Here is a 20,407-nt window from a genome sequence, read left to right as displayed (position 1 = left end):
TTGGAGGAAAGTGAGGAGGTAACCATCGACCTGAAAGATAGATCTAGACCGGTTTACCTTTACCCTACTGGTAAAGCAGAATTTTAATCCGCTAAGTAGACGGAAGAGGGTAGCCCAGTGTTTCAATAATTGCAAGGGTAACCCATATGCCCTGAGAACAGAAAATCTCGCAGAAGACTTAAGGGTCATGGTTCAACGATGAAGACTTTATTGGAAAAGTGGATCGCACTGCAGCTTTCGGAAGCGCCCCCAAGACCCGCACTTTTCTAAAGAAGCAAGCCTCCCCAGATGGCAGGTTAACTGTAGGGTGATTTTGAATTCCGGCTAGACTTAAAAATCGGAAAAATTAGAAACCTCCCAGGCATGAATGCCCCTATTGGATTTTAGGTCCCCATTTCGAATTTTCTCCGGTTCAGACGCAACTTCCCCACCGCCCCTCAGGAATATCATTTCAACATAGCAAGAGGAGAGGAAGGGTCCTTCCTATACTTCTACTCGAGAAATCAGTGTTTAAAACATAATTGAGGGGCAATCCCTGGCTGACAATTCTGAATTATTGATTGTGTTAATTACCATCTAAATTTAAATTTTTTCTGTGCTCAATCTCTTCACGGCTTCTGGTATGAAGGGCCACTGTGGCTCCAGACATTACCGTAACCCCCCTCATGCCTTTTTCAATGCCCCGTTTCAATGTTTTTACATAGGCCTTCCCTTCACTCACCTTCTCTCTGGAGAGAAATTCTTCTGTAAAAGGCTTCGTACTGGTCAGAGCTTTGATTGTTTCATCCCCAAATGGCCCACTGATCCTAAATTGTTCTAAGGAATTTGGTCCTCCAAATTCATAGGTTTCCCCTTTTTTAATAAAGGCCTGCCGCCTAAAAAAATTTGGTACCAAGTGCACTACCTGTCCATCTGCCTGGAAATAATCCAGCTTCAAGTACACATCTTGCTCAGCCTGAACATACACAATCAGACTGTCTCCTTCTCGATAGAGACTGTCGAGATTATTAAGCCAGATTTTCAGTCCTGGACTTTCTTGCCTCACACCCTCGTTCACCGGAGTGGCCAATAACTTAACCAGTTCATTATTCAGTTCACGCTGCTCCATTCGCCGTTCGATCTCCTCCTGCATGAGACTCGGTTCAATTTGGGCCACAATCTCCACACACAGAGTCCGACCTTCCTCCGTTTCTTCCTGGATCGCCACATTTTTCAACAGCCCGGCACTGACCGATTGAATGAGATCTTCTTTTAATTGAAAATTCTCAATACTGGTTTTGTTTGAAATAAAGACCTGATGATTTTCCACGGCTCGTTCCCTGGCTAAGGCCAAGGCTTTCTTTTTCCCTTGCGCTGGAGTTTCTTGATCCCCATAGGTGTAACAATATTGCCCTTTCACTTCTTCTGCTGAATTAGCCCACCCAAAGAGAGGTAGGCTGCCCAACAGAGAGAAGGCCAACAAGGCGAATCCCTGTGCTAAGCAAGTTCGCCCCCCCCTGCCACGTGTTGGGATATGATGGAATGGACCATCTGGTCTATTCATTTTCACTCCTCAAGAACCAGGGTGATTTCGTTACCGGTCTAAGACCACTAATACCTTTGCTTTTTCTAAAAATTCCATGTGTTCGGGCACAACATGAAGTAATTGCGCATCCTCATCGCTAATGACAATATCAGTCTTATTGTCTCCTGCGACACGAAGGGCCTTGACTATGAGAGGGTTTGAAATTACCCGACTATTCGATTGGGCGGCTTTGACCCCCCGGACATACCCAACCACATTTTCCTTCCGGACAATTTCCGGCTCAATCCACTCAGAACCATAGACCACACGTCCATCTTCCATTAACACTTTTGGACTTAAAGCCTCTGTTACCGGTAAACCCTGCGCATCGATAACCAGCCCCGTATAGACAAGATTCTGGCTTTTAGCTGGCTTGGGTTCAAACTGAGGCTTGGGTTTACTTTGCCTGGAGGGAACCACCAAAGACGAGAGTTCTCCTTTAAGCGGCATTTGCAAAGTCACACGGTACCCGCCGTCAGGAAGCCTCTCTTCCTTGATTACCTGTGAATTTCTCACAATCCCCTGTACTTTATTACTTATAATATCCTGATCCACCATGAAGTTTTTGACGACGGTATGCGAATCAACCACAATCCCCTGAACAATCTCCAATAAATTCCGTCTAGCCACTACCGTGGCCGCCCTCTTAGCTCCCTCTTCGGCCAACCTGGCATTCCCAGAATCAGGACTGGGAAAACCCATTCCAGTTGCTTGAACAATTCCATTGGACCAGTCAATATTCCCATTGGATTGAGAAATCATCACGTTACCCTGTTCATTTTCCACATTTTCAGCACCTGACTGATCCATACCGACAATCGATAAATACCCCATCACCATTCCACCCACCACAAGCACACCCATTTGCTTCATAAAATATGCTTTCATGATTCCGTCCCCCTTTTTTTCAGATTTTATGAATCCAAACCAAAGCAGTGTTTTCCCCATTGCCTGTGGCGGCTTTTATCAATATTTAGCACAAATTTTTAAATTTCCTTATTCTTTCATAATTTATTAAATAAATCGAGACTCGAGAAAGCCCGAGCACGGTTTCCCAAATTTCCCATCCCAATTTTAATTCAGACCCCCCAGCGAAATGACGATGTATGAAAGACCAAAAGATTTTTAGCTGGTGTAAATTTCTTTCAAGAAATCAATGTTCAGGTCTTTTTATCGGTATTTCTAGAGTTTGTGGGCGTGGCCCCAAAAATCAATTACTCAAAAAAATGTCAAAATTCCCGGCCATTATTCAGCAGAGTAACGCCTTCTCAGTAGATCTTAAGCATGCAAGGTTTTCATCTAGGGAAATAACGTCGTCTGCACGCATATGCAAGCAGCCAGAGTAAGTGAATAACCAAACCACCGATTGCTTCCAGCATCTCCTACATAATTCACCCCCAACCAACTTTTTTAACTTCTGGAGTTTGGGCAGATTTTTCCTTGGGCATTCAAATCTAGCGAATATATGGCCCACAGCCTCAGGACGACGGGTTTAGAAATCTCATGGTCAGTTTTGGTCTCGTTGTCTTTCCGGAGAAACCCCACACGTGGATCTGTGGTTTAATATTCTCGCACCTTTAACGGTATTACAAACATTGTTTTAGCCTAATTCCATGCAAGGGACGGAATTTCAAAAGCGATTCTCGCACGAACTCCCCAATATTCCTAAGAGATCAAGGAATTGTTGGCGTATCCTCAACAATTACCTGTGACGCTTTTCTATGGGGCGCACAGTCCAGGCTGAAATAAGGCCATCGCTATCATGGTAAATGTATGTGAAAACCAAGGCATTCGTTGACAAACACTCTCAAATAATATCGAAATTGTGGTCTACGCCGAAAAATCATTGGTCGTCAATCCAACAATTTATAGATGAATATCAAAAGGATATTCGTTCTATCATCCCCGCAAGAAATTAGTAGCGATCCATCCGAAAGAGGCTGCGATGACTTCCCGATTAACACATGTCCGGAATAACCCCAATGGTAATGGATTTCCGAAAAACTGGCCCCGGGTCCTTCAGCATGCAAGGGGAAAATTCTATGAAGAACCTCGCTACACCCTGGAGCTATCTCTCCTTAGTACAGATCCTGCACGCCTGCTCAGGATGAAAATGGGATTAAACTGAATGAGGCCTACCAGAAACATAAGGTCTTCGTTCACTGGCTGGATGTTGCTATCTATGCTTTTACATTTAAGACATGACAGCCAACCTCTCGTAAAACACGGACCACAGCTTATCTAGAAAATCACCCTGCCCGCCGCAGCAGATAGTATCCCGAAATTCCACCTATCAACGAGGCCAGCAGGATGCCCAACTTGGCTTGAAGGATCAATACGTCATCGTTGAAAGCCAGTCCGGTGATAAACAACGACATCGTGAACCCCACCGAGGCAAGCATCGCAGCACCAAAGAGGTGCCGCCAGCCTGTCTGTTCCGGAAAGGAGGCCCACCGAAAATGGATCAGGATGTAACACATGCCCATGATGCCCAAGACCTTTCCCCCCAGCAGCCCTGATGCCACTCCTAATGTGACTGGACTGGCCAACTGATTCAGGAAGTCAGCCGGAAAGCAGATTCCGGCATTCGCCAATGCAAAGACCGGCATCACCACAAACGCCACGAAGGGGTGCATGCCATGCTCCAACCGTTGGAGCGGAGTCAGTGCCTCCCTGGCCACCGCGCGAATGTCTTCAAGCACATGGAGTTGCTCATCAGTCACCAGGGTCAGGTCATTGCTTTTGGCCATCTCAAATCGGTCCCCCAAGGCCTGAATGCGTGAAACGAATCCCTTATCCGAGATCTTCACATTGGCAGGAATGGTGAACGCGGCCAGCACCGCGGCAATGGTGGCATGCACTCCTGATAAGAGGAACGCCAGCCACAGGCCGCCGATTCCCAGCAGTCCATACCAGAGAATATTGCGGACACCCAGCAGATTGGATGTCACCAGCAGGATCATGAATCCCGCACCGGCTGCCAGATTGACGAGGTCAATGTTTGATGTATAAAAAACCGCAATGACCAGCACCGCGCCGAGGTCATCAGCGATGGCCAGAGCGGTAAGAAATACTTTAAGCGATAATGGGACCTTGTTACCTAACAGGGAGATAATGCCGAGCGCGAAGGCGATATCGGTTGCCATGGGTATGCCCCATCCGTCACTGGCGTCGCCCGACGAATTAAACGCCAGGTAGATCAACGCCGGCACAACCATGCCTCCCACTCCCGCTGCGATAGGGAGCAGCGCATCACGGGGATTGCTCAGTTCACCCGCCATGATCTCGCGCTTCAGTTCCAACCCGATCACGAAGAAGAAGACGGCCATCAACCCATCATTGATCCAATGGTGCAGAGTCTTGCTAATCACGAAATCGTTAAACCCGACGGAGATTTCGTTGTGCCAAAGATGGTGGTAGGCGTCCGCAAAGGGAGAATTGGCCACAATCAATGCCATCAGGGCGGCAACGAATAGCACAATGCCACTGGTGGTCTGCCTGCCAAGAAAGCTGTTAAGGGGATCTGTCAGCCAAGTATCGACTGGAGTTTTCTTCATGCTTCGAAACTACCATGAAGAACGGGAATGCGAAACCGAATGCCAGAACGATTTCTTATGACACGAAATCCGCATCCCGCAACTTCCTGATTCCCTTGAGCAGTATGCCCAATATCATCAGGGACAATGCCATCACCTCGCCTATCATTTCTCCTAACATTGGGACAGGCGCCACCACACCTACCACCGCACGGTGGGCATTCAAATCAAGATGAGGGTCATGAAGGATCAACGAGGGAGAAAATGCAATTCTCTTGTATAGAAAATTCGATCGAACCACGCAGACAGTGAACGGCGACCATATGCTTCTGGTAGGCCTCATCCACCTTTATCCACCCGACGTCCTCAGCCGGATACGAAGGATCAGAGTCCAGATCAAGAAACCTAAGACTCCGCCAGACTCTTTGTTTCCCTCAGGTTGTTTCTATTAACTTCCACGTTCTTCTCTGCTATTGCCCCATGGGAGAGGAAAGATTTTTCGGCAAGAAATCCTTTTTGACATAATCTTTGGGAGGGTCAAATTCCTTCGCTTTAACCGACTTCTCCTCCACTCCGGTCAACCGGCTTTCTGTGACAATGGTTCCATTGGAGAAAATTCTCGTGAACACCGGGTAGCCTTCAATCTTCCCAATGGATTCAAAAAACGACGATGGACCTCCAACCCCTTTGAATACCCCTTGCCATACCTCCTGAGAAAAGGCGGCCATATCTTGAAACACGCCTCGGGCTTCCTGGCTGCCGGGAACCTGTTTCCAGTCACTCACGCAATGTTCTGCGACCTTTTCGTGTTCCCGCCAAGTTTCATATTTCACACAGGGATAGCCATTGATGGTCTGCCTTTCGCCGGTTTTTTTGACCTGCATCTCGACCTTCCCGCCCAACATGGCGGGATTGATCCCCTGCCCGGCAAACATCTTTTCCATCATGGCCCGTCGTTCCGGGGGCATATTCTTTAACATCTCCTGCATTTTTTCCATGGCCGGGTTGATCTGTTGCCCAAGACTGACCATTGTGGCCTTGTCCATAGCACGCCAGGTGTGATCCTCATGATTGATCAGCAGAATTTCCTCACGATCGCCTCTATAAATAATCGTAGCTTGAGTGGTCCCCGCCTCATTCATCGTCAATTTCAGTCTCTTCCCGTCAACCGTCATCGCGTCGTTTCTGGAAGGCACCGCTGTCCGATTGGGAAAGATGGTCTCGACATGAAAAACCACGCCTGCACAGACCGTCGTCTGAATACCCAGTACCAACCCGCCCACAAGGCCCAGAACCTTCACCATATCAACCTCCTGACGCGTGATAGATGGCACAACCTGCTGCTTTGACATATGGTAAACACTGAGACCCGTCAATTTCTCAAAATGGAACCCGATTCACAAGTCATTTAATGCGCAAAAGCCATAATAAACTCTTCTCCCACCTGCCATTTTGATCCCACCAAGAACCATTTTTCATGCAGAGAGCTAGGAATTGGTTTCCCCTTCCTGGTAAAAGGAGTATAGACAGGTAAAGCTCGTTAGACGACCACCCCACATAACCGACAGGCAGACATCCCTTAAAAGAGGTCACGAGTTGTCGTGACCTTTCACGGTTTCGTCATCATGGTCAGGGACCATATGCTGCCCGGCGCGACACGACCATCGGGTCGCGGGGTAGGACAATGGTAAGAAGGCCCAGTCTCTTCAAGGTGAGGCCAACCAGCCCAAGGAAGACGGTTTAAACCGTCCCTTCTTTTCGTCTTTAACGAACATCACATATCGACAGACCGGCTCAAAGTCGGCCTGCACACAATATCAGGACCTCATCCAGAAAGGTTGCAAAACCGTCATGAAACACGATGCCTCCAACTCACCCACCGCTCCAACGATGAAGGGCTTTTCACCCGGCTTTGCCGCTCTCGGCCTTGAAGCGGCGCTGCTGACCACGCTCGAGGCATTAGGATATGAAGAGCCCACCCCCATTCAACGCGAAGCCATTCCACCGCTACTGGCCGGAAACGACCTTCTGGGGCGGGCCGCAACCGGAACTGGCAAAACCGCTGCATTCACGCTTCCCCTGCTCCAGCGTCTTGCCCATTCGCCAAAGCAGCCACATCCTTCGGCCCTTATTCTCGTGCCTACCCGCGAATTGGCCATACAAGTTTGCGAGGCTGTCCAGCGTTATGGGAAGCAGCAGGCCATCGCCATCCTCGCGGTTTATGGGGGTCAAGCCATCCGACCACAGCTCATCGCCTTGAAACGCGGGGTCGATATCGTCGTGGCGACGCCTGGACGGGCACTGGACCATATCCGGCGCAAAACCCTTCATCTTAAAGACCTGCAGATTGTGGTGCTGGATGAAGCTGATGAGATGCTGAATATGGGGTTCGCGGAAGATCTGGATGCCATTCTGAAACAAACGCCGACGACCAGGCAGACCGCACTGTTTTCAGCCACCATGCCTCCACGCATTGCATCAATCGCACGACATCATCTGCGCAACCCCATCGAGATTCAGATCATCAAGGAACCGGTAAAGGCCGGTGTGGCCCCTCGGGTGCATCAGACAGCCTACCTCGTGGCCAGGCCACATAAAGTGGCGGCCCTGGCCAGAATCCTGGACATGTCCAGTCCAAAGTCCGCCCTGGTGTTTTGCCGAACACGCTTGGAAGTCGATGAGTTGACCTCCATGCTCAACGGCCGCGGATACCGGGGAGAAGGCCTGCATGGCGGGATGAACCAGGCTCAACGGGATAGGGTGATGCAATCGTTCCGTGCCGGGAAAACCGAGCTGCTAGTTGCAACGGACGTGGCGGCCCGGGGCCTGGATATTCCTCACGTATCACACGTAGTGAATTACGATGTTCCGTCCTCTCCCGAAGCCTACGTCCATCGTATCGGACGAACCGGACGCGCCGGACGGGCCGGTGAAGCTATTACCCTTGTGGAATCCCGGGAACGCTGGCTGCTGCAAAATATAGAGCGCTTGACCAAATCCAAAGTCGAGATGGGCACCCTCCCGACGGGGGCCGACCTTCAAGCCAAGCGCCTTGAACAAATTGGCGTTTCTATTCAAGAAATTTTCAAGGCCAACGATTTTGAGCAATTCCGAGTCGTGGTCAATACCCTCACCGAAAAATTTGACCCTGCGGATGTCGCCGCAGCCGCCCTTCAATTGGCCTATGGGTCAAAGACAGGCAATCGGGTTGAAGAAGATATTCCTGCAATACGGGACCGGACACCTGACACATCCCAGACGTCCAGACGGCCAAGGCGAGGGCCATCGGATTTTCCTGATTCTAAAAGGGCTCTTAGGGGAGTAGGTGGCGGTAGGCCGGTCGGTAGGCAGGAACGTCACCGTCAATCCACAAGCATGGCGACCTTGCATGTGAACGCCGGTCGCATGGCAGGGGTCCGCACAGGAGATCTGGTCGGTGCCATCGCCAACGAGGCCGGAATTCATTCGAATGTAATCGGCCCAATTAAAGTCTCCGATCAATTCTCTCTGGTCAAAGTGCCGGAAGAGCATGTCCATGGCATTATCAAGGCTCTGGGCCGGACAAGAATTAAAGGGCAAAAAGTCACCATCCGCCTCTATAAGGAATAAGAGAATTTCTGACACCGGCAGTGAGGGTATGCTCTCAATACTGTGCTTGGGCCATACATTACAACTATGATTAAAAAATTAGCCGTGAAGTCTAACATGGCGTCTGGCTATCTCACTCTGAAATTGAATTTATGTAATGCCTAGTGGTCTGACGATTCTTGATGTGCGTGACCGTATTACCAAAGCCCGGTCGGTCACGGTTCTTACCGGTGCGGGAATTTCCGCGGATAGCGGCGTGCCGACGTTTCGCGGACCTGAAGGCTTGTGGAAAAATTACCGACCCGAAGAACTGGCATCGCCCGAAGCCTTTGCCCGGGACCCGAAACTTGTTTGGGAGTGGTATAATTGGCGGCGTGAATTGGTCGCAACTAAACATCCGAATGCGGCACACGAAACCCTCGTCGACCTGGAACGACGGATTGAACACTTTTGGCTTATCACGCAGAACGTCGATGGACTTCATGCCCTGGCCGGCTCGCAACGTCTTTCCGAAATCCATGGAAACATCTGGAAAGTGCGTTGTACGCAATGCAACCGGATTTCGCCGAACCGCGATCTGCCTTTAGTCTATCCACCCATCTGCACGGACTGTTCGGGGTTATTACGTCCTCATATTGTGTGGTTTGGAGAATCATTGGATCAGGAAGATATGAGCCGCAGTTATCAGGCATTGCGAACTTGTGATATTCTTCTCATTATTGGGACGTCAGGCGTGGTCTACCCGGCTGCTTCTTTTGCTTCGATTGCTAAAGACGGTGGCGCATTAGTGGTCGAGCTGAATTTGGACCCGACGCCAAACTCCTCTGTTGTGGACGTAGCCTTTCAAGGCCGTGCCAAGGACCTGGTGCCGCTGTTGCGCGGAGTCACCTAATCGCGCCATTTCTTGACTCCCTTCGTGGGGGTTTGTTACGTTTTTTTGTTTAGGGATTCTCAGTACTTACGTTTGGAGCACGGTATGCAATTGACGATCAATGGTAAACCTGAAACCCTGGAGGTTTCGACGGTGCTGGACGTCTTGAAAACCAAAGATATTGACCCGCAACTCGTCGCGGTAGAACTGAATACGCAGATGGTTGATCAGGAGAATCTAGGAACCACCTCCATTAAAGATGGCGATAAACTGGAGTTTTTGTTTTTCATGGGCGGTGGCGTGTGAGTGCCGCATTTCTTCGGAATATTACGGATGGCATTGGGCATACTCCGTTAGTACGATTAAACCGGCTTTCCCCCCCAGGCGGGGCCATAATTTATGGGAAGGCGGAGTTTTATAATCCCGGCGGCAGCGTGAAAGACCGCATCTGCCTCAATATGATTGATGAGGCAGAGCATAAGGGACTCCTCAAGCCGGGCGGCACCATAGTGGAACCAACCAGCGGCAACACCGGCATCGGATTAGCCTTGGTGTCTGCGGTTCGAGGTTATAAACTGATTCTCGTCATGCCGGAAGGGATGAGCCTGGAACGGGCCAGCCTGCTCTCCTCGTATGGCGCGCAATTGGTGTTGACTCCCGCTCGGGAAGGGATGCGTGGATCAATTAAAGAAGCAGAGAGTATTTTGGACCAAAATCCCGAATACTTCATGCCGAACCAGTTTTCTAATCCGGCCAATCCAGCCATGCATCGCAAGACCACGGCGTTGGAAATCTGGGAGGCTTTGGATGGAAAGGTGGATGCATTCGTGGCTGCCGTGGGCACCGGCGGAACGATTACCGGCTGCGGAGAACTGTTTAAAGAGAAAAATCCCTCGGTCAGGGTGATTGCGCTAGAGCCAGCTGGCTCTCCTGTCTTGTCGGGAGGAGAGCCCGGTCCACACAGAATCCAAGGGATCGGCGCAGGCTTCGTCCCCAAGGTGCTGAATCGCTCACTCATTGATGAAATTATGACTGTGACTGATGAAGAGGCTTACCAAACCACGAAGCAACTCGCCAGAAAGGAAGGGCTCCTGGTGGGCATTTCTGGTGGGGCCAATGTGTTTGCCGCTCAAAAGGTCGCAGAATCCTTAGGGCCGAATAAGAATGTGGTGACGATTCTCTGCGATACAGGTGAACGGTATCTGAGTATTGAGAAATATTTCAATATTTAGGGGATTTCCACTGAACCCCTTCCATGAAAAAAGAGCCGAAATGAGGAGGAGCACACAACGCCCCTCTCTCAAACAAGATAAGGAAATTTAAGATATGCGGGGGCATATCGGCTTTCTGAGAAAAATTTTCATGGCCAAGCATCATTTTTGAATATCAACACGCCTCATTCTCCTCTAATATGGGGATGACCCCATACACCGTAAAAGGTCAGAGATCATATGAGTTTCACAGAAGATCAGATTACCCGTTATAGCCGACACATTTTACTACCCGAAATGGGCGGCAAGGGACAGAAAAAATTATCACAGGCCAAAGTCTTTATCGTTGGAGCTGGAGGTCTGGGATGCCCTGTCGCCTATTACCTTGCCGCAGCCGGCATTGGTACCATTGGATTGATTGATAGCGATGTGGTGGATCTCTCCAACCTTCAACGACAAATCCTTCACCATACTTCGGATGTAGGACGGTCCAAGGTGCTTTCGGCCAAAGAAAAAATCCTGGCGTTAAATCCTGATGTCCAGGTCAACATGCATGAAGAACGATTGACGTCTCGCAATGCTCGAGACCTGATCAGCCAATACGATATCGTTATCGATGGCGTCGACAACTTCCCGGCAAAATTTTTAATCAATGACGCCTGTTATATGGAGAATAAGCCCCTCGTCCATGGCGGAATCCTCCGGTTTGAAGGACGGGTCTTCACTATTATTCCTAACCAATCCGCCTGCTATCGTTGTATTTTCAAAAATCCGCCGCCGGCCGGCGTGGTTCCTACCTGCCAGGAGGCCGGAATTATTGGAGTCGTTGCGGGAATTATTGGGACCATTCAGGCCACAGAGGCCATGAAACTCATACTCAACATTGGAACGCCATTGACGAACCGCATCCTGGATTTTGACGCACGCACCACCGCGTTTCGAGAAATTCGCGTCAAGCGGAATCCTTCCTGCGCACTTTGCGGCCCAAATCCTACGTTGACGGAACTCATCGACTATGAACAAGAGGCGTGCCAACTTCAACCATCGGCTACAACGCTAACCAACGGATAAACCCCACCGGTTAAGAGGGGAGGATGATGCTATGAAAAAAATGCAAGCTCTGGTCTGTCGAGAGTGCGGGAAAGAATATCCTACCCAGGATATTCATGTATGCGAATTATGCTTTGGGCCACTGGAAGTCAAATACGATTATGCCGCCATCAAACAGGTCATGACGCGTGAAAAGATTGCATCCGGCCCTCACAGCCTTTGGCGATATGTGGATCTCCTCCCCGTGGAAGGCACGAATTTCATCGGTCTGCATGCCGGATTTACCCCGCTGGTTCATGCCAAAAACCTTGGGGCTTTCCTCGGCCTGGACAACCTGTACATAAAAAATGATTGCGTTAATCATCCGACGCTGTCGTTTAAAGATCGCGTGGTGGCCATCGCTTTAACTCGAGCCAGAGAACTGGGATTTGAAACAGTCGCCTGTGCCTCGACCGGCAATCTGGCAAATTCCGTGTCGGCCCATGCAGCTTCCGCAGGGATGAAATGCTATGTGTTCATTCCCGGCGACCTGGAAGCCGCGAAGGTGCTGGGGAATTTGATTTATCGTCCCAATGTCGTGGAAATTGAAGGAAACTATGATGATGTCAATCGACTCTGCAGCGAAATCGCGGGAGAACGTCACTGGGCATTTGTCAACATCAACATCCGACCCTATTATGCTGAAGGCTCGAAAACCTTGGCATTTGAAACAGTCGAGCAATTAGGGTGGCGGGCTCCGGATCAGGTCGTGGTGCCCATGGCTTCGGGATCCTTGCTCACGAAAATTTGGAAAGGCCTCAAAGAATTTGAGAAGTTGGGCCTGGTGGATTCGGTGAAGACCAAGGTAAACGGGGCGCAAGCAGAGGGCTGCTCACCCATTGCCACGGCATTTCGTGAGAATCGTGATTTTTTTAAACCGGTGAAGCCACACACCATTGCCAAATCACTGGCCATCGGCAATCCGGCGGATGGATACTATGCCTTAAAAACCGCCGCGGAAAGCCAGGGGGCCATGGAGGCCGTCACCGATGATGAAATAGTGGAGAGCATTAAACTTCTGGCTCAAACGGAAGGGATTTTTGCTGAAACCGCCGGGGGGGTCACCATCGGCGTCCTTCGCAAATTGGTAAAACAAGGGCGCATTCAAAAAAATGATGTGACTGTAGCCTACATTACCGGTAACGGACTGAAAACTCAGGAAGCGGTCGTCGATTCCGTTGGACGCCCATTTCGCATCCCACCCAGTCTCAGTCACTTTATTAAGACTTTTTCCATAGAGGAGTCAGCATGATTAAGGTCAGAATTCCCACTCCCTTGCGCCCCATGACGGGAGGAAAAAGCGAGGTGGAAATAGCAGGGAACACGGTGTCGGAAATTATTGACAACCTGGGGTCTGCCCATCCCGGCATTAAGGAACGAGTCTATGATGAACAGGGAGAGGTACGGCGATTCATCAATATCTACGTCAACGAGGAAGATATTCGTTTTTTGACCGGCAAGGACACCCCACTGAAGGACGGAGATGAAGTCTCCATCATCCCCGCAATCGCAGGAGGTTCATGATGGCCAAACTACGCTTTCACATTCGCTATCCCGAAGATAAAATTCCGTCTCCCATCCTGTACGAAATCGGGCAGGAATATCAGGTCGTGCCCAGTATTCGACGTGCCGATGTCCGTGAGACGACCGGATGGATGGATGTGGAATTTTCTGGAGAAACTGATGAAATTGACCGGGCTATTCAGGGTCTTCGTCAAAAAGGCTGCATGGTTGATCCGATTGAACTGAACGTTGTTGAATAAGGATTTCACTTCTCATGGAATTTACTGAATCTCAAATCCAGCGTTACAGCCGCCAGATCATTCTGGCGGAAGTGGGTGGCAAAGGACAGAAAAAGTTACAGGATGCCAAAATCCTGGTGATAGGAGCAGGAGGGCTTGGTTCTCCGGCAGCTCTGTATTTGGCTGCGGCCGGAATAGGAACCTTAGGTCTGACTGATGGCGATGTTGTGGACTTATCCAATCTGCAACGGCAAATCCTGCATACAACCGACCGGATAGGTGTTTCAAAGGTTGAATCCGGCGGAACATTATTGTCAGCCCTTAATCCTGAAACCACACTCAAGCTGTATCCCGAACACGTAAGCGCCACCAATATCCTTTCCTTAATTGAAGCCTATGACATCATATTGGACGGATCAGACAATTTTTCCACACGGTTTCTCGTCAATGATGCCTGTTTTTTTGCGAAAAGGACGCTGATTTCAGGGAGCATTTTTCGCTTTGAAGGACAATTAGCCACAATCAAGCCCCATGAAGGATTTCCCTGTTATCGCTGTTTATATCCAGAACCTCCCCCCGCCGGCCTTGTGCCAAATTGTCAAGAAGCCGGGGTATTAGGCGCGTTAGCCGGGACCATTGGTGTTTTGCAGGCCAATGAAGCTGTTAAAGAAGTCCTTGGACTTGGAGAAAGTTTGGCCAAACATCTTCTTCTTTACGATGCCCTGGATATGACATTCAGAAAGGTTGGTCGCCCAAAATCTCCAGACTGTCCTCTTTGTGGACCTCATCCCACTATCACCAAACTTGTGGAACAGGAAGTCTCTTGTAGCATCTAGGTCCATGCTTGCCATTCCGTCCAGCATCATCAACAATATGATTGTTCATGCCCGGGAGTTAGCTCCCCATGAATGTTGCGGCATTCTCTCAGGAACCAAAAATACCATCGCCGAGGACTATCGCATTACCAATATTCTGGCTGCGTTATCAGAACAGGATCTTACACGCTTTGACGGAGCCAAATTGACCGACCTGCAACGCTTATCGCCGGAGGAGCGAGCGGATATCGCCTTTCAGATGGATGCCAGAGAAATGGCCATGGCTCAGCGGGACATTCGTGCAAAAAACCTTGATCTGTTAGGTTTTTACCATTCCCACACCTTTAGTCCGGCTAGGCCTTCTCAAACGGATATCACTATCGCCATGGAATTCGAAAGCTACAGGGCCAAACTCCACCTCCCGGAACCGTTTCACTTAATTATTTCCTTAGAGCATACGCATCAGCCCGTAGTCCGAGCCTATAAAATCCAGGAATCCACAGCCACAGAAGTTCCCATCCAAACCTTGCCCTAAGTCGGGTCCTCCAAATCACGCCTGCAATTTTTATTGGAAAGGCCATAGACTTCCACCCAAGAATCTTGAGATAATGAGAAAGGCTTCTCAAAGCAACAAAGAGGAGAAAATTATGCCAATCCCCCATCACCTGTTAGGTTTTCTGCTAGGGTTGATTGTATTTTTTCAGCCTGGATCACAGGTGTTTGCCGAAGCTTCGACCTCCCTCCAGAAGTTCAACAGTCCCATTATGAAAATTGAATCGGACAAAGGGGTATTTTTAATTACGACCGATTCTGGCATTCAATGGGTTCAAGTTGATGAAGCGGCAAAGATTCAATTGAAGACGTTGGATGTAGGAGATATCATCGACGTGATCGTCGAAATGCGATCAGATAACACCCCGCCATTAGTGAAATCCTGGAAATTAGCCAGAAGTGGTTCCTCCTGTAAAGTGTTTAATGGCAAGACCTGCAGTCCTTAAGACTTTCTCAACGGCACAATTCTACCCGCCACCTCCACCGACCTCTGCTGATGTCTATTGCCTCAATGCGCCATAATGCAGCCGAAATATTCCTGGCAGCTTTACGCAAGTAGACCATATGGCCCTTGGCCGTGACTCCGGACATACCAGGGATATAGGGAGAGAGCCAGATTTACCAATGAAGAATTTTTCCGATTTCCGTCACCGTGTATCCCCCCAGTGATTCGATTTCCCGCCTGAATGGTTGACTGACCATCGCATCAAGAAATTGAGACATGACAGGGTGGGATTTAAGAAATTCTCTGCGCATAATTAAGTCATACTGTTCTTCGCGAAGCGGAATGAAGCCAAGACCATAATGACGAGCTGCGGCTTCCACTCCAATACCCACGTCAGCCATGCCATCTCGAATCAGGCGAGCGACTTCGAGATGAGACGGCACTTCGTGGTCATACCCTAGTAACTGGTCTCCGGTTAATCCTGATTTCTGAAGCAGGGAATCCAAAAGAAATCTCGCTCCGGCTCCCAATTCACGATTGACGAGACGAAGTCCCGGCTGTCCAAAGTCATCCACACCACCAATGTGCTTGGGGTTTCCCGAATGAACCAACATGCCTTGCACCCAAGAAGCAAAGCGCACTCCGACAAAATCATGACCAGGAATATGGCGTTTCAGATAAGGAACGTTACTTTGCCCGGATTTCACATCCACAAGATGCAATCCTGCCATGTGCACTTCATCCCGTTGAAGAGCACGGAGGGCATTCGCGCTTCCCATGGTCCAATTCGTAATTCCCGCCAGAATATTAATCTTGCGGACATGCTCGCCGGCGAGAAATAACGCAGGGTCACACCCGGCAATAAGAATCCCTTTTTTGATCACGTCCAAAGAATTCAGTAATTGAACTCGCACAGAAGGCCTTTTTCCGCTGGAGGATTTCTTCCCCTGTTCCTGAATAACTCCATCAGCCGGCATCACAAAATTCAATACATCGCCCAGTTCGGCCATCGGTCTGGCCAGTATCCGGGATCCAACGTATGACAGCTTCACCCTTGTCGGCTGACCCAATGGCGTTGTCCCACCAATGAACTCAGCTTCAACAATTTCTTCATGATCTGCAAGGATAAAAAGATCCTCAACCCGGCACTTCAACGCACGAGCGAACCGTAGGGCAATGTGGGTGCTTGGCAAATATTGATTGGCTTCTATGGCGTAGACTGCTTGTCGTGTCAGGCCAACACGGACCGCTAATTCCGCCTGTGAGATTCCCTGTTTTTTCCTTCTATCCCGTAAGCGATTACACACGGATTCTTGAGGCGAGACCTTCGCCTGCCGTGAGGTTTTGGGACTTTTAGAAACCAATTTTTTCATGATCGTATTGTTCTAACGGAATATCAAGGAGGATGCCCGCTGGTCTCTATGACCTGCTCAAAACACCTTAATCATCCTTGCGCCTCCCTAAACCCAACCCCATTGCTAAAGGACTCGTAGATGGCAGTCCCGCCCCTTTCCATCCCATACCGGTCAGCTTAGGAACTCATCCTTACATTTTCATCATCGACAGTCGGGAAAGATCGAGAACAATTTCGCCGCTATGTTCGTCTCCAAAAATAGCGTCCCAAAAAATTTTCTCTTTTGGCAGCACCGTCTCTTCTGTCTCATAGAGTAAATCCACGTCAAGTGGAGCAAGAGAAAACAGTGGATACCGCCGATCATAGATCAGCCCTGCAGGGGGAATTTCATAATTAGTACGGTGATTACTGATAATGACGTGGAGATGCCCATCTCTGACATACATCCCTCCGGAGGTCACTTCCCGTTTCGTAGCATTCACCGGATGACTGATGTAAAACGTGACCAGTTCCTGGGGAACAGCTAATCCTAATCCCTCCAGCAATCGTGGCGCCAATAAGTGAATTTCTTCTTTATTGAAAGCCGGCTCAGGATCCGCGAGGCCCCGAATCCAGCGAATGGGGCCGGAACGATACTCACGCACCCGTAATCCGCTCAGGGCCTCGATCATTTGGCGGCGAGACATGGTAGCGGGATGCTCGTTCAATGTCTGAGGAACATCAGGATCGACCCAGGGGGAGACCTCAAGCCGAACAAAAGATGTGGGATTTTCGTAGACCAGGTAGGAATAAAATGGGGGAGCAACACATCCCGCGAATAGCCATCCAATAAGTAAGCAAAAAAACCAGACTCCGCGCCACGTCTTAGGCATTCGTTTCAGAGACACTCATGGTCATTTCAATTCGTTCAAGAGGATTATCATTGGCATCCCGTTTGGCACTGACGATTCGATCCACTGTCTCCATACCACTCACCACCTCACCAAACACCGTATATTGACCATCTAAAAAACTCGAATCCGCCACACAAATAAAAAACTGGGAGCCCGCGCTATTGGGATCTTGTGATCTCGCCATCGATAGCGTTCCGCGTTTATGAGGCTTGGAGCTAAATTCCGCATTGACGCGGTGGCCCGGACCACCCATTCCATGGCGTGACCGATCGTGATCTTTACTATTGGGATCTCCCCCTTGAATCATAAAGTTGGGAATCACCCGATGAAATGTCGTGCCGTCATAAAACTTTTCCTTGGCTAATTTCAACATATTCTGTACATGGTTAGGCGCGACATCCGGAAAAAGCTTTACGTGGATATCCCCCCAGGGCTCGCCGTTCACCTGGGTGTGAATAGTAATTGCCTGACTTTCATGAGTTGCGTCGCTCATCATCCCGTCCTTTCCGTGACATCGATTTATTCATAAGGGCCCTTGGGAACCAACTGGACACCCAACCCCTGGCTAATATTCGTCCAATGCGCACCCCCGTCTTGACTCCGAAATGCTCCGCTACTGGTCCCCGCATATAACTCCCCGGCATTCGATATGGTGAGACTTTGAATAGCCAGGTTGGTCAACCCGGTATTCATGCCCATCCATTTTTGCTGTTCGGTTTTCCATCGAAAAATTCCGTTTCCGGTCGCCACAATGACATCTTTATGATCGGGGACAATACTTCTGATTGAATCATTGGGAAGATTACGACTGAGGGAGGACCAGGAATGGCCTCGATCCGTACTCGTGAAAATCCCCCCATCCTGTGTCCCTAAAAAAATGTGTTGCGCCTCATTGACGGCAATGACTCGGAGATAGCGATGCGGCAACCGCTCCCGTGGATCGACAAATATGGATTGGGAGTCTACCCATGTAGAAGGAGAGGAGTGTTGAGTCTCCAGATGAAAGAGACCTTTGCCAGAAGTCGCCGCTAACAGCTTGCCATCATCCATGATGGCAAGGCCCGGAACCAGAATCCGATCCAATCCGGCTCCGACAGTGTCCCACTGTTTCTCGGCTTCAACCCACCGATACACCCCGGTTCCTGTTCCCGCATACACGACATCCTGGTGAACCAAAAATGATTTGACTTCCGACTCATGTAATCCGGTTCCAATGGACTCCCACGTCGTCCCCTTGAGTTCAAGCCGATATACTCCACCACGCATTGTCCCGGCGTAGATATGCTTCCCAGGAATCACGGCCAGACACAACAAGAAAGGGTCAGTCAAGCCTCGATTCAACGGCTCCCAGGATTTACCCTTATCCTGGCTCCGAAAGAGCCCCATTCCAAAGGATCCTGCATAGACGACTCCGTCCGGGGTCACCACGAGGGTTTGAATACTGGGGGAAAATCCTTTTTGGGTGTTTTGGGAGTCATCCGGATGAAGAGACGGAATATTCGAGACGGAAAACAGCGGCGATATGAGAGAATGACTTTCTCCCATTCCGGAAAATCCCATAAGCCAGAACGAGGCAACTGTGCCCACAAGGCAATTCCATAGAGGCCTTGAGATTCGGGTCGATTGGTGAACGGGTCTAATCCGTTTAGCCTTTTGTTGCATGGTCGGGTGCTTCTCCCTCCTCAGTCGCTTCACACTGCTCCCCCGCCGGCAGAGGAGCACGCCCAAAGACCTTTGCCCCCCAAATGCCTATTTCATATAGAATGATCAACGGGACAGCCATTAACAGCATGGTAAACATTGTCGCATCCGGGGTGATCACCGCAGAAAGAATCAACGCCACCAGAGCCGCATGCTTTCGGAACCGAATTAGGACAGATGATTGAATGACACCCACGCGGGCTAAGAGAGAAAGCACCAGTGGAATTTCAAACGCAAAGCCAAACGCCAGAAGAAATTTGACGTTAAAATCGACATAGGTGCCGACAGCTAATTCTGGAGTAATGGCTCGATCCATGCCAAATGTGACAAAAAAGTTGATGACCAACGGCAGGATCACCATATTGCAAAACCCCAACCCCAGAAGGAAAAACCCCAACCCGAGGAAGAAAAGCGGCACGGCCCATCGTTGCTCCTTCTGAAGCAACGCCGGCTCAATAAATTTCCAAAATTGGTACAGAATGATAGGGACGCTGGCAATCACCGCCGCCATAAAAGAGATTTTTATGGAGGCAAATAATGCCTCTGCCGGAGCGTAAAAAATCAGATCATCTTCAAAAGGCCGTTTAAACCAGTCGATGAGAATGGATGAGTAGGAAAATGCTATAACAAAAAACACCATGATCGTGGCTCCCACGATCAGTAACCGGCGTTTAATATCACGAATGTGGCGCTGAAGGGGATGCACCACCGCATTCATGGCCATGGTAGGGGAAAAAGCAGCCATTAGAAAGTGGGACTTAAAGTGCGAAGTAGCCGTTCGGATTATCCAGGTGTTTGGGCATTATCACGTGAGGCACGATGTTCACGAATCAATGCGGCCATTCGATCTTTCTTGCCAAGCTTTTCCTTCTGTAAATGTTTTTTAAGAATTTCTTCCTGAGGAGTCAACACATGGTGTTTCAATAACTGCTGAAGCTCCAGATCCAACCGGTGATGGGATTCCTCCAACTCCTGATACTCCACATTGGATGCCCGCAAATTTTCGGCGATTTGTTCGTCCGTCACCATCGGTGCCCTCCTGTGTT

The 20,407-nt window shown here is 49.6% G+C and carries 21 protein-coding genes; 11 read left to right on the top strand and 10 right to left on the bottom strand.

Going from position 1 to position 20,407, the window contains the following annotated elements:
• Nucleotides 1-565 precede the first annotated feature (565 nt).
• From LX98_RS07575 to LX98_RS07560, 4 genes are all read right to left on the bottom strand, one after another.
• Nucleotides 566-1,543 (bottom strand): DUF4384 domain-containing protein, encoded by a 978-nt coding sequence (locus LX98_RS07575; RefSeq protein WP_496428324.1) that lies wholly within the window; start codon nt 1,541-1,543, stop codon nt 566-568.
• A 30-nt stretch (nt 1,544-1,573) separates the two neighbouring features.
• Nucleotides 1,574-2,452 (bottom strand): TP0624 family protein, encoded by an 879-nt coding sequence (locus tag LX98_RS07570; RefSeq protein ID WP_496428323.1) that lies wholly within the window; start codon nt 2,450-2,452, stop codon nt 1,574-1,576.
• A gap of 1,361 nt (nt 2,453-3,813) precedes the next feature.
• Nucleotides 3,814-5,121, bottom strand: coding sequence for a Na+/H+ antiporter NhaA (gene nhaA, locus LX98_RS07565; RefSeq protein WP_496428322.1), 1,308 nt, complete (start codon nt 5,119-5,121; stop codon nt 3,814-3,816).
• A gap of 449 nt (nt 5,122-5,570) precedes the next feature.
• Nucleotides 5,571-6,404 carry a DUF4412 domain-containing protein gene (locus tag LX98_RS07560; RefSeq protein ID WP_496428321.1) on the bottom strand — a complete coding sequence of 278 codons (834 nt, stop codon included), beginning with the start codon at nt 6,402-6,404 and terminating at the stop codon, nt 5,571-5,573.
• A gap of 547 nt (nt 6,405-6,951) precedes the next feature.
• On the opposite strand from LX98_RS07560, the gene LX98_RS07555 reads away from it, so the two are divergent.
• From LX98_RS07555 to LX98_RS07505, 11 genes are all read left to right on the top strand, one after another.
• A complete protein-coding gene (locus tag LX98_RS07555; protein ID WP_496428320.1) occupies nt 6,952-8,709 on the top strand; it encodes a DEAD/DEAH box helicase in 1,758 nt (585 codons plus the stop codon).
• A 136-nt stretch (nt 8,710-8,845) separates the two neighbouring features.
• Nucleotides 8,846-9,580, top strand: a complete 735-nt coding sequence (locus tag LX98_RS07550) for an NAD-dependent protein deacylase (RefSeq protein WP_496428319.1) — start codon at nt 8,846-8,848, stop codon at nt 9,578-9,580.
• A gap of 84 nt (nt 9,581-9,664) precedes the next feature.
• Nucleotides 9,665-9,865, top strand: a complete 201-nt coding sequence (gene thiS, locus LX98_RS07545) for a sulfur carrier protein ThiS (RefSeq protein WP_496428318.1) — start codon at nt 9,665-9,667, stop codon at nt 9,863-9,865.
• Complete coding sequence (cysK, locus tag LX98_RS07540; RefSeq protein ID WP_496428317.1) at nt 9,862-10,791, top strand: cysteine synthase A; 930 nt, start codon at nt 9,862-9,864, stop codon at nt 10,789-10,791. The genes thiS and cysK overlap by 4 nt, the downstream gene beginning before the upstream one ends.
• A 219-nt stretch (nt 10,792-11,010) precedes the next feature.
• Nucleotides 11,011-11,841, top strand: coding sequence for a molybdopterin-synthase adenylyltransferase MoeB (locus tag LX98_RS07535; RefSeq protein ID WP_496428316.1), 831 nt, complete (start codon nt 11,011-11,013; stop codon nt 11,839-11,841).
• A 31-nt stretch (nt 11,842-11,872) separates the two neighbouring features.
• The gene (gene thrC, locus LX98_RS07530) at nt 11,873-13,111 is read left to right on the top strand and encodes a threonine synthase (protein WP_496428315.1); all 1,239 of its coding nucleotides are present in this window, start codon (nt 11,873-11,875) and stop codon (nt 13,109-13,111) included.
• Nucleotides 13,108-13,383, top strand: a complete 276-nt coding sequence (locus tag LX98_RS07525; RefSeq protein ID WP_312641811.1) for a ubiquitin-like small modifier protein 1 — start codon at nt 13,108-13,110, stop codon at nt 13,381-13,383. Before thrC ends, LX98_RS07525 begins: the two co-directional genes overlap by 4 nt.
• Nucleotides 13,380-13,622 (top strand): NIL domain-containing protein, encoded by a 243-nt coding sequence (locus tag LX98_RS07520; RefSeq protein WP_312641817.1) that lies wholly within the window; start codon nt 13,380-13,382, stop codon nt 13,620-13,622. Before LX98_RS07525 ends, LX98_RS07520 begins: the two co-directional genes overlap by 4 nt.
• A gap of 14 nt (nt 13,623-13,636) precedes the next feature.
• Nucleotides 13,637-14,437, top strand: coding sequence for a molybdopterin-synthase adenylyltransferase MoeB (moeB, locus tag LX98_RS07515; protein WP_496428314.1), 801 nt, complete (start codon nt 13,637-13,639; stop codon nt 14,435-14,437).
• A gap of 4 nt (nt 14,438-14,441) precedes the next feature.
• Nucleotides 14,442-14,951, top strand: coding sequence for a Mov34/MPN/PAD-1 family protein (locus tag LX98_RS07510; protein WP_496428313.1), 510 nt, complete (start codon nt 14,442-14,444; stop codon nt 14,949-14,951).
• Between the two features lie 112 nt (nt 14,952-15,063).
• The gene (locus tag LX98_RS07505) at nt 15,064-15,414 is read left to right on the top strand and encodes a hypothetical protein (RefSeq protein WP_496428312.1); all 351 of its coding nucleotides are present in this window, start codon (nt 15,064-15,066) and stop codon (nt 15,412-15,414) included.
• 172 nt (nt 15,415-15,586) lie between these two features.
• Here LX98_RS07505 and LX98_RS07500 read toward each other — a convergent pair whose 3' ends face one another.
• The 6 genes from LX98_RS07500 to LX98_RS07475 all read right to left on the bottom strand — a co-directional run bounded on the left by LX98_RS07500 (nt 15,587) and on the right by LX98_RS07475 (nt 20,390).
• Entirely contained in the window at nt 15,587-16,786 is a 1,200-nt protein-coding gene (locus LX98_RS07500) for a substrate-binding domain-containing protein (protein ID WP_496428311.1), read from the bottom strand.
• Between the two features lie 172 nt (nt 16,787-16,958).
• Nucleotides 16,959-17,639 carry a hypothetical protein gene (locus LX98_RS07495; protein ID WP_496428310.1) on the bottom strand — a complete coding sequence of 227 codons (681 nt, stop codon included), beginning with the start codon at nt 17,637-17,639 and terminating at the stop codon, nt 16,959-16,961.
• Nucleotides 17,632-18,153, bottom strand: a complete 522-nt coding sequence (locus LX98_RS07490; RefSeq protein WP_496430579.1) for a peptidylprolyl isomerase — start codon at nt 18,151-18,153, stop codon at nt 17,632-17,634. The genes LX98_RS07495 and LX98_RS07490 overlap by 8 nt, the downstream gene beginning before the upstream one ends.
• A 26-nt stretch (nt 18,154-18,179) precedes the next feature.
• Nucleotides 18,180-19,247 carry a ligand-binding sensor domain-containing protein gene (locus LX98_RS07485; RefSeq protein WP_496428309.1) on the bottom strand — a complete coding sequence of 356 codons (1,068 nt, stop codon included), beginning with the start codon at nt 19,245-19,247 and terminating at the stop codon, nt 18,180-18,182.
• Between the two features lie 58 nt (nt 19,248-19,305).
• Nucleotides 19,306-20,106: a twin-arginine translocase subunit TatC gene (gene tatC, locus LX98_RS07480; RefSeq protein ID WP_496428308.1), complete on the bottom strand. Its 801-nt coding sequence runs from the start codon at nt 20,104-20,106 to the stop codon at nt 19,306-19,308.
• Between the two features lie 38 nt (nt 20,107-20,144).
• Nucleotides 20,145-20,390, bottom strand: coding sequence for a DUF465 domain-containing protein (locus tag LX98_RS07475; RefSeq protein WP_496428307.1), 246 nt, complete (start codon nt 20,388-20,390; stop codon nt 20,145-20,147).
• Between the last annotated feature and the right edge of the window lie 17 nt (nt 20,391-20,407).

It is taken from the genome of Nitrospira marina (assembly GCF_059568365.1).
The sequence above is the reverse complement of the archived record's forward strand: the minus strand, read 5'-3'. Positions and strand labels throughout refer to the sequence as shown.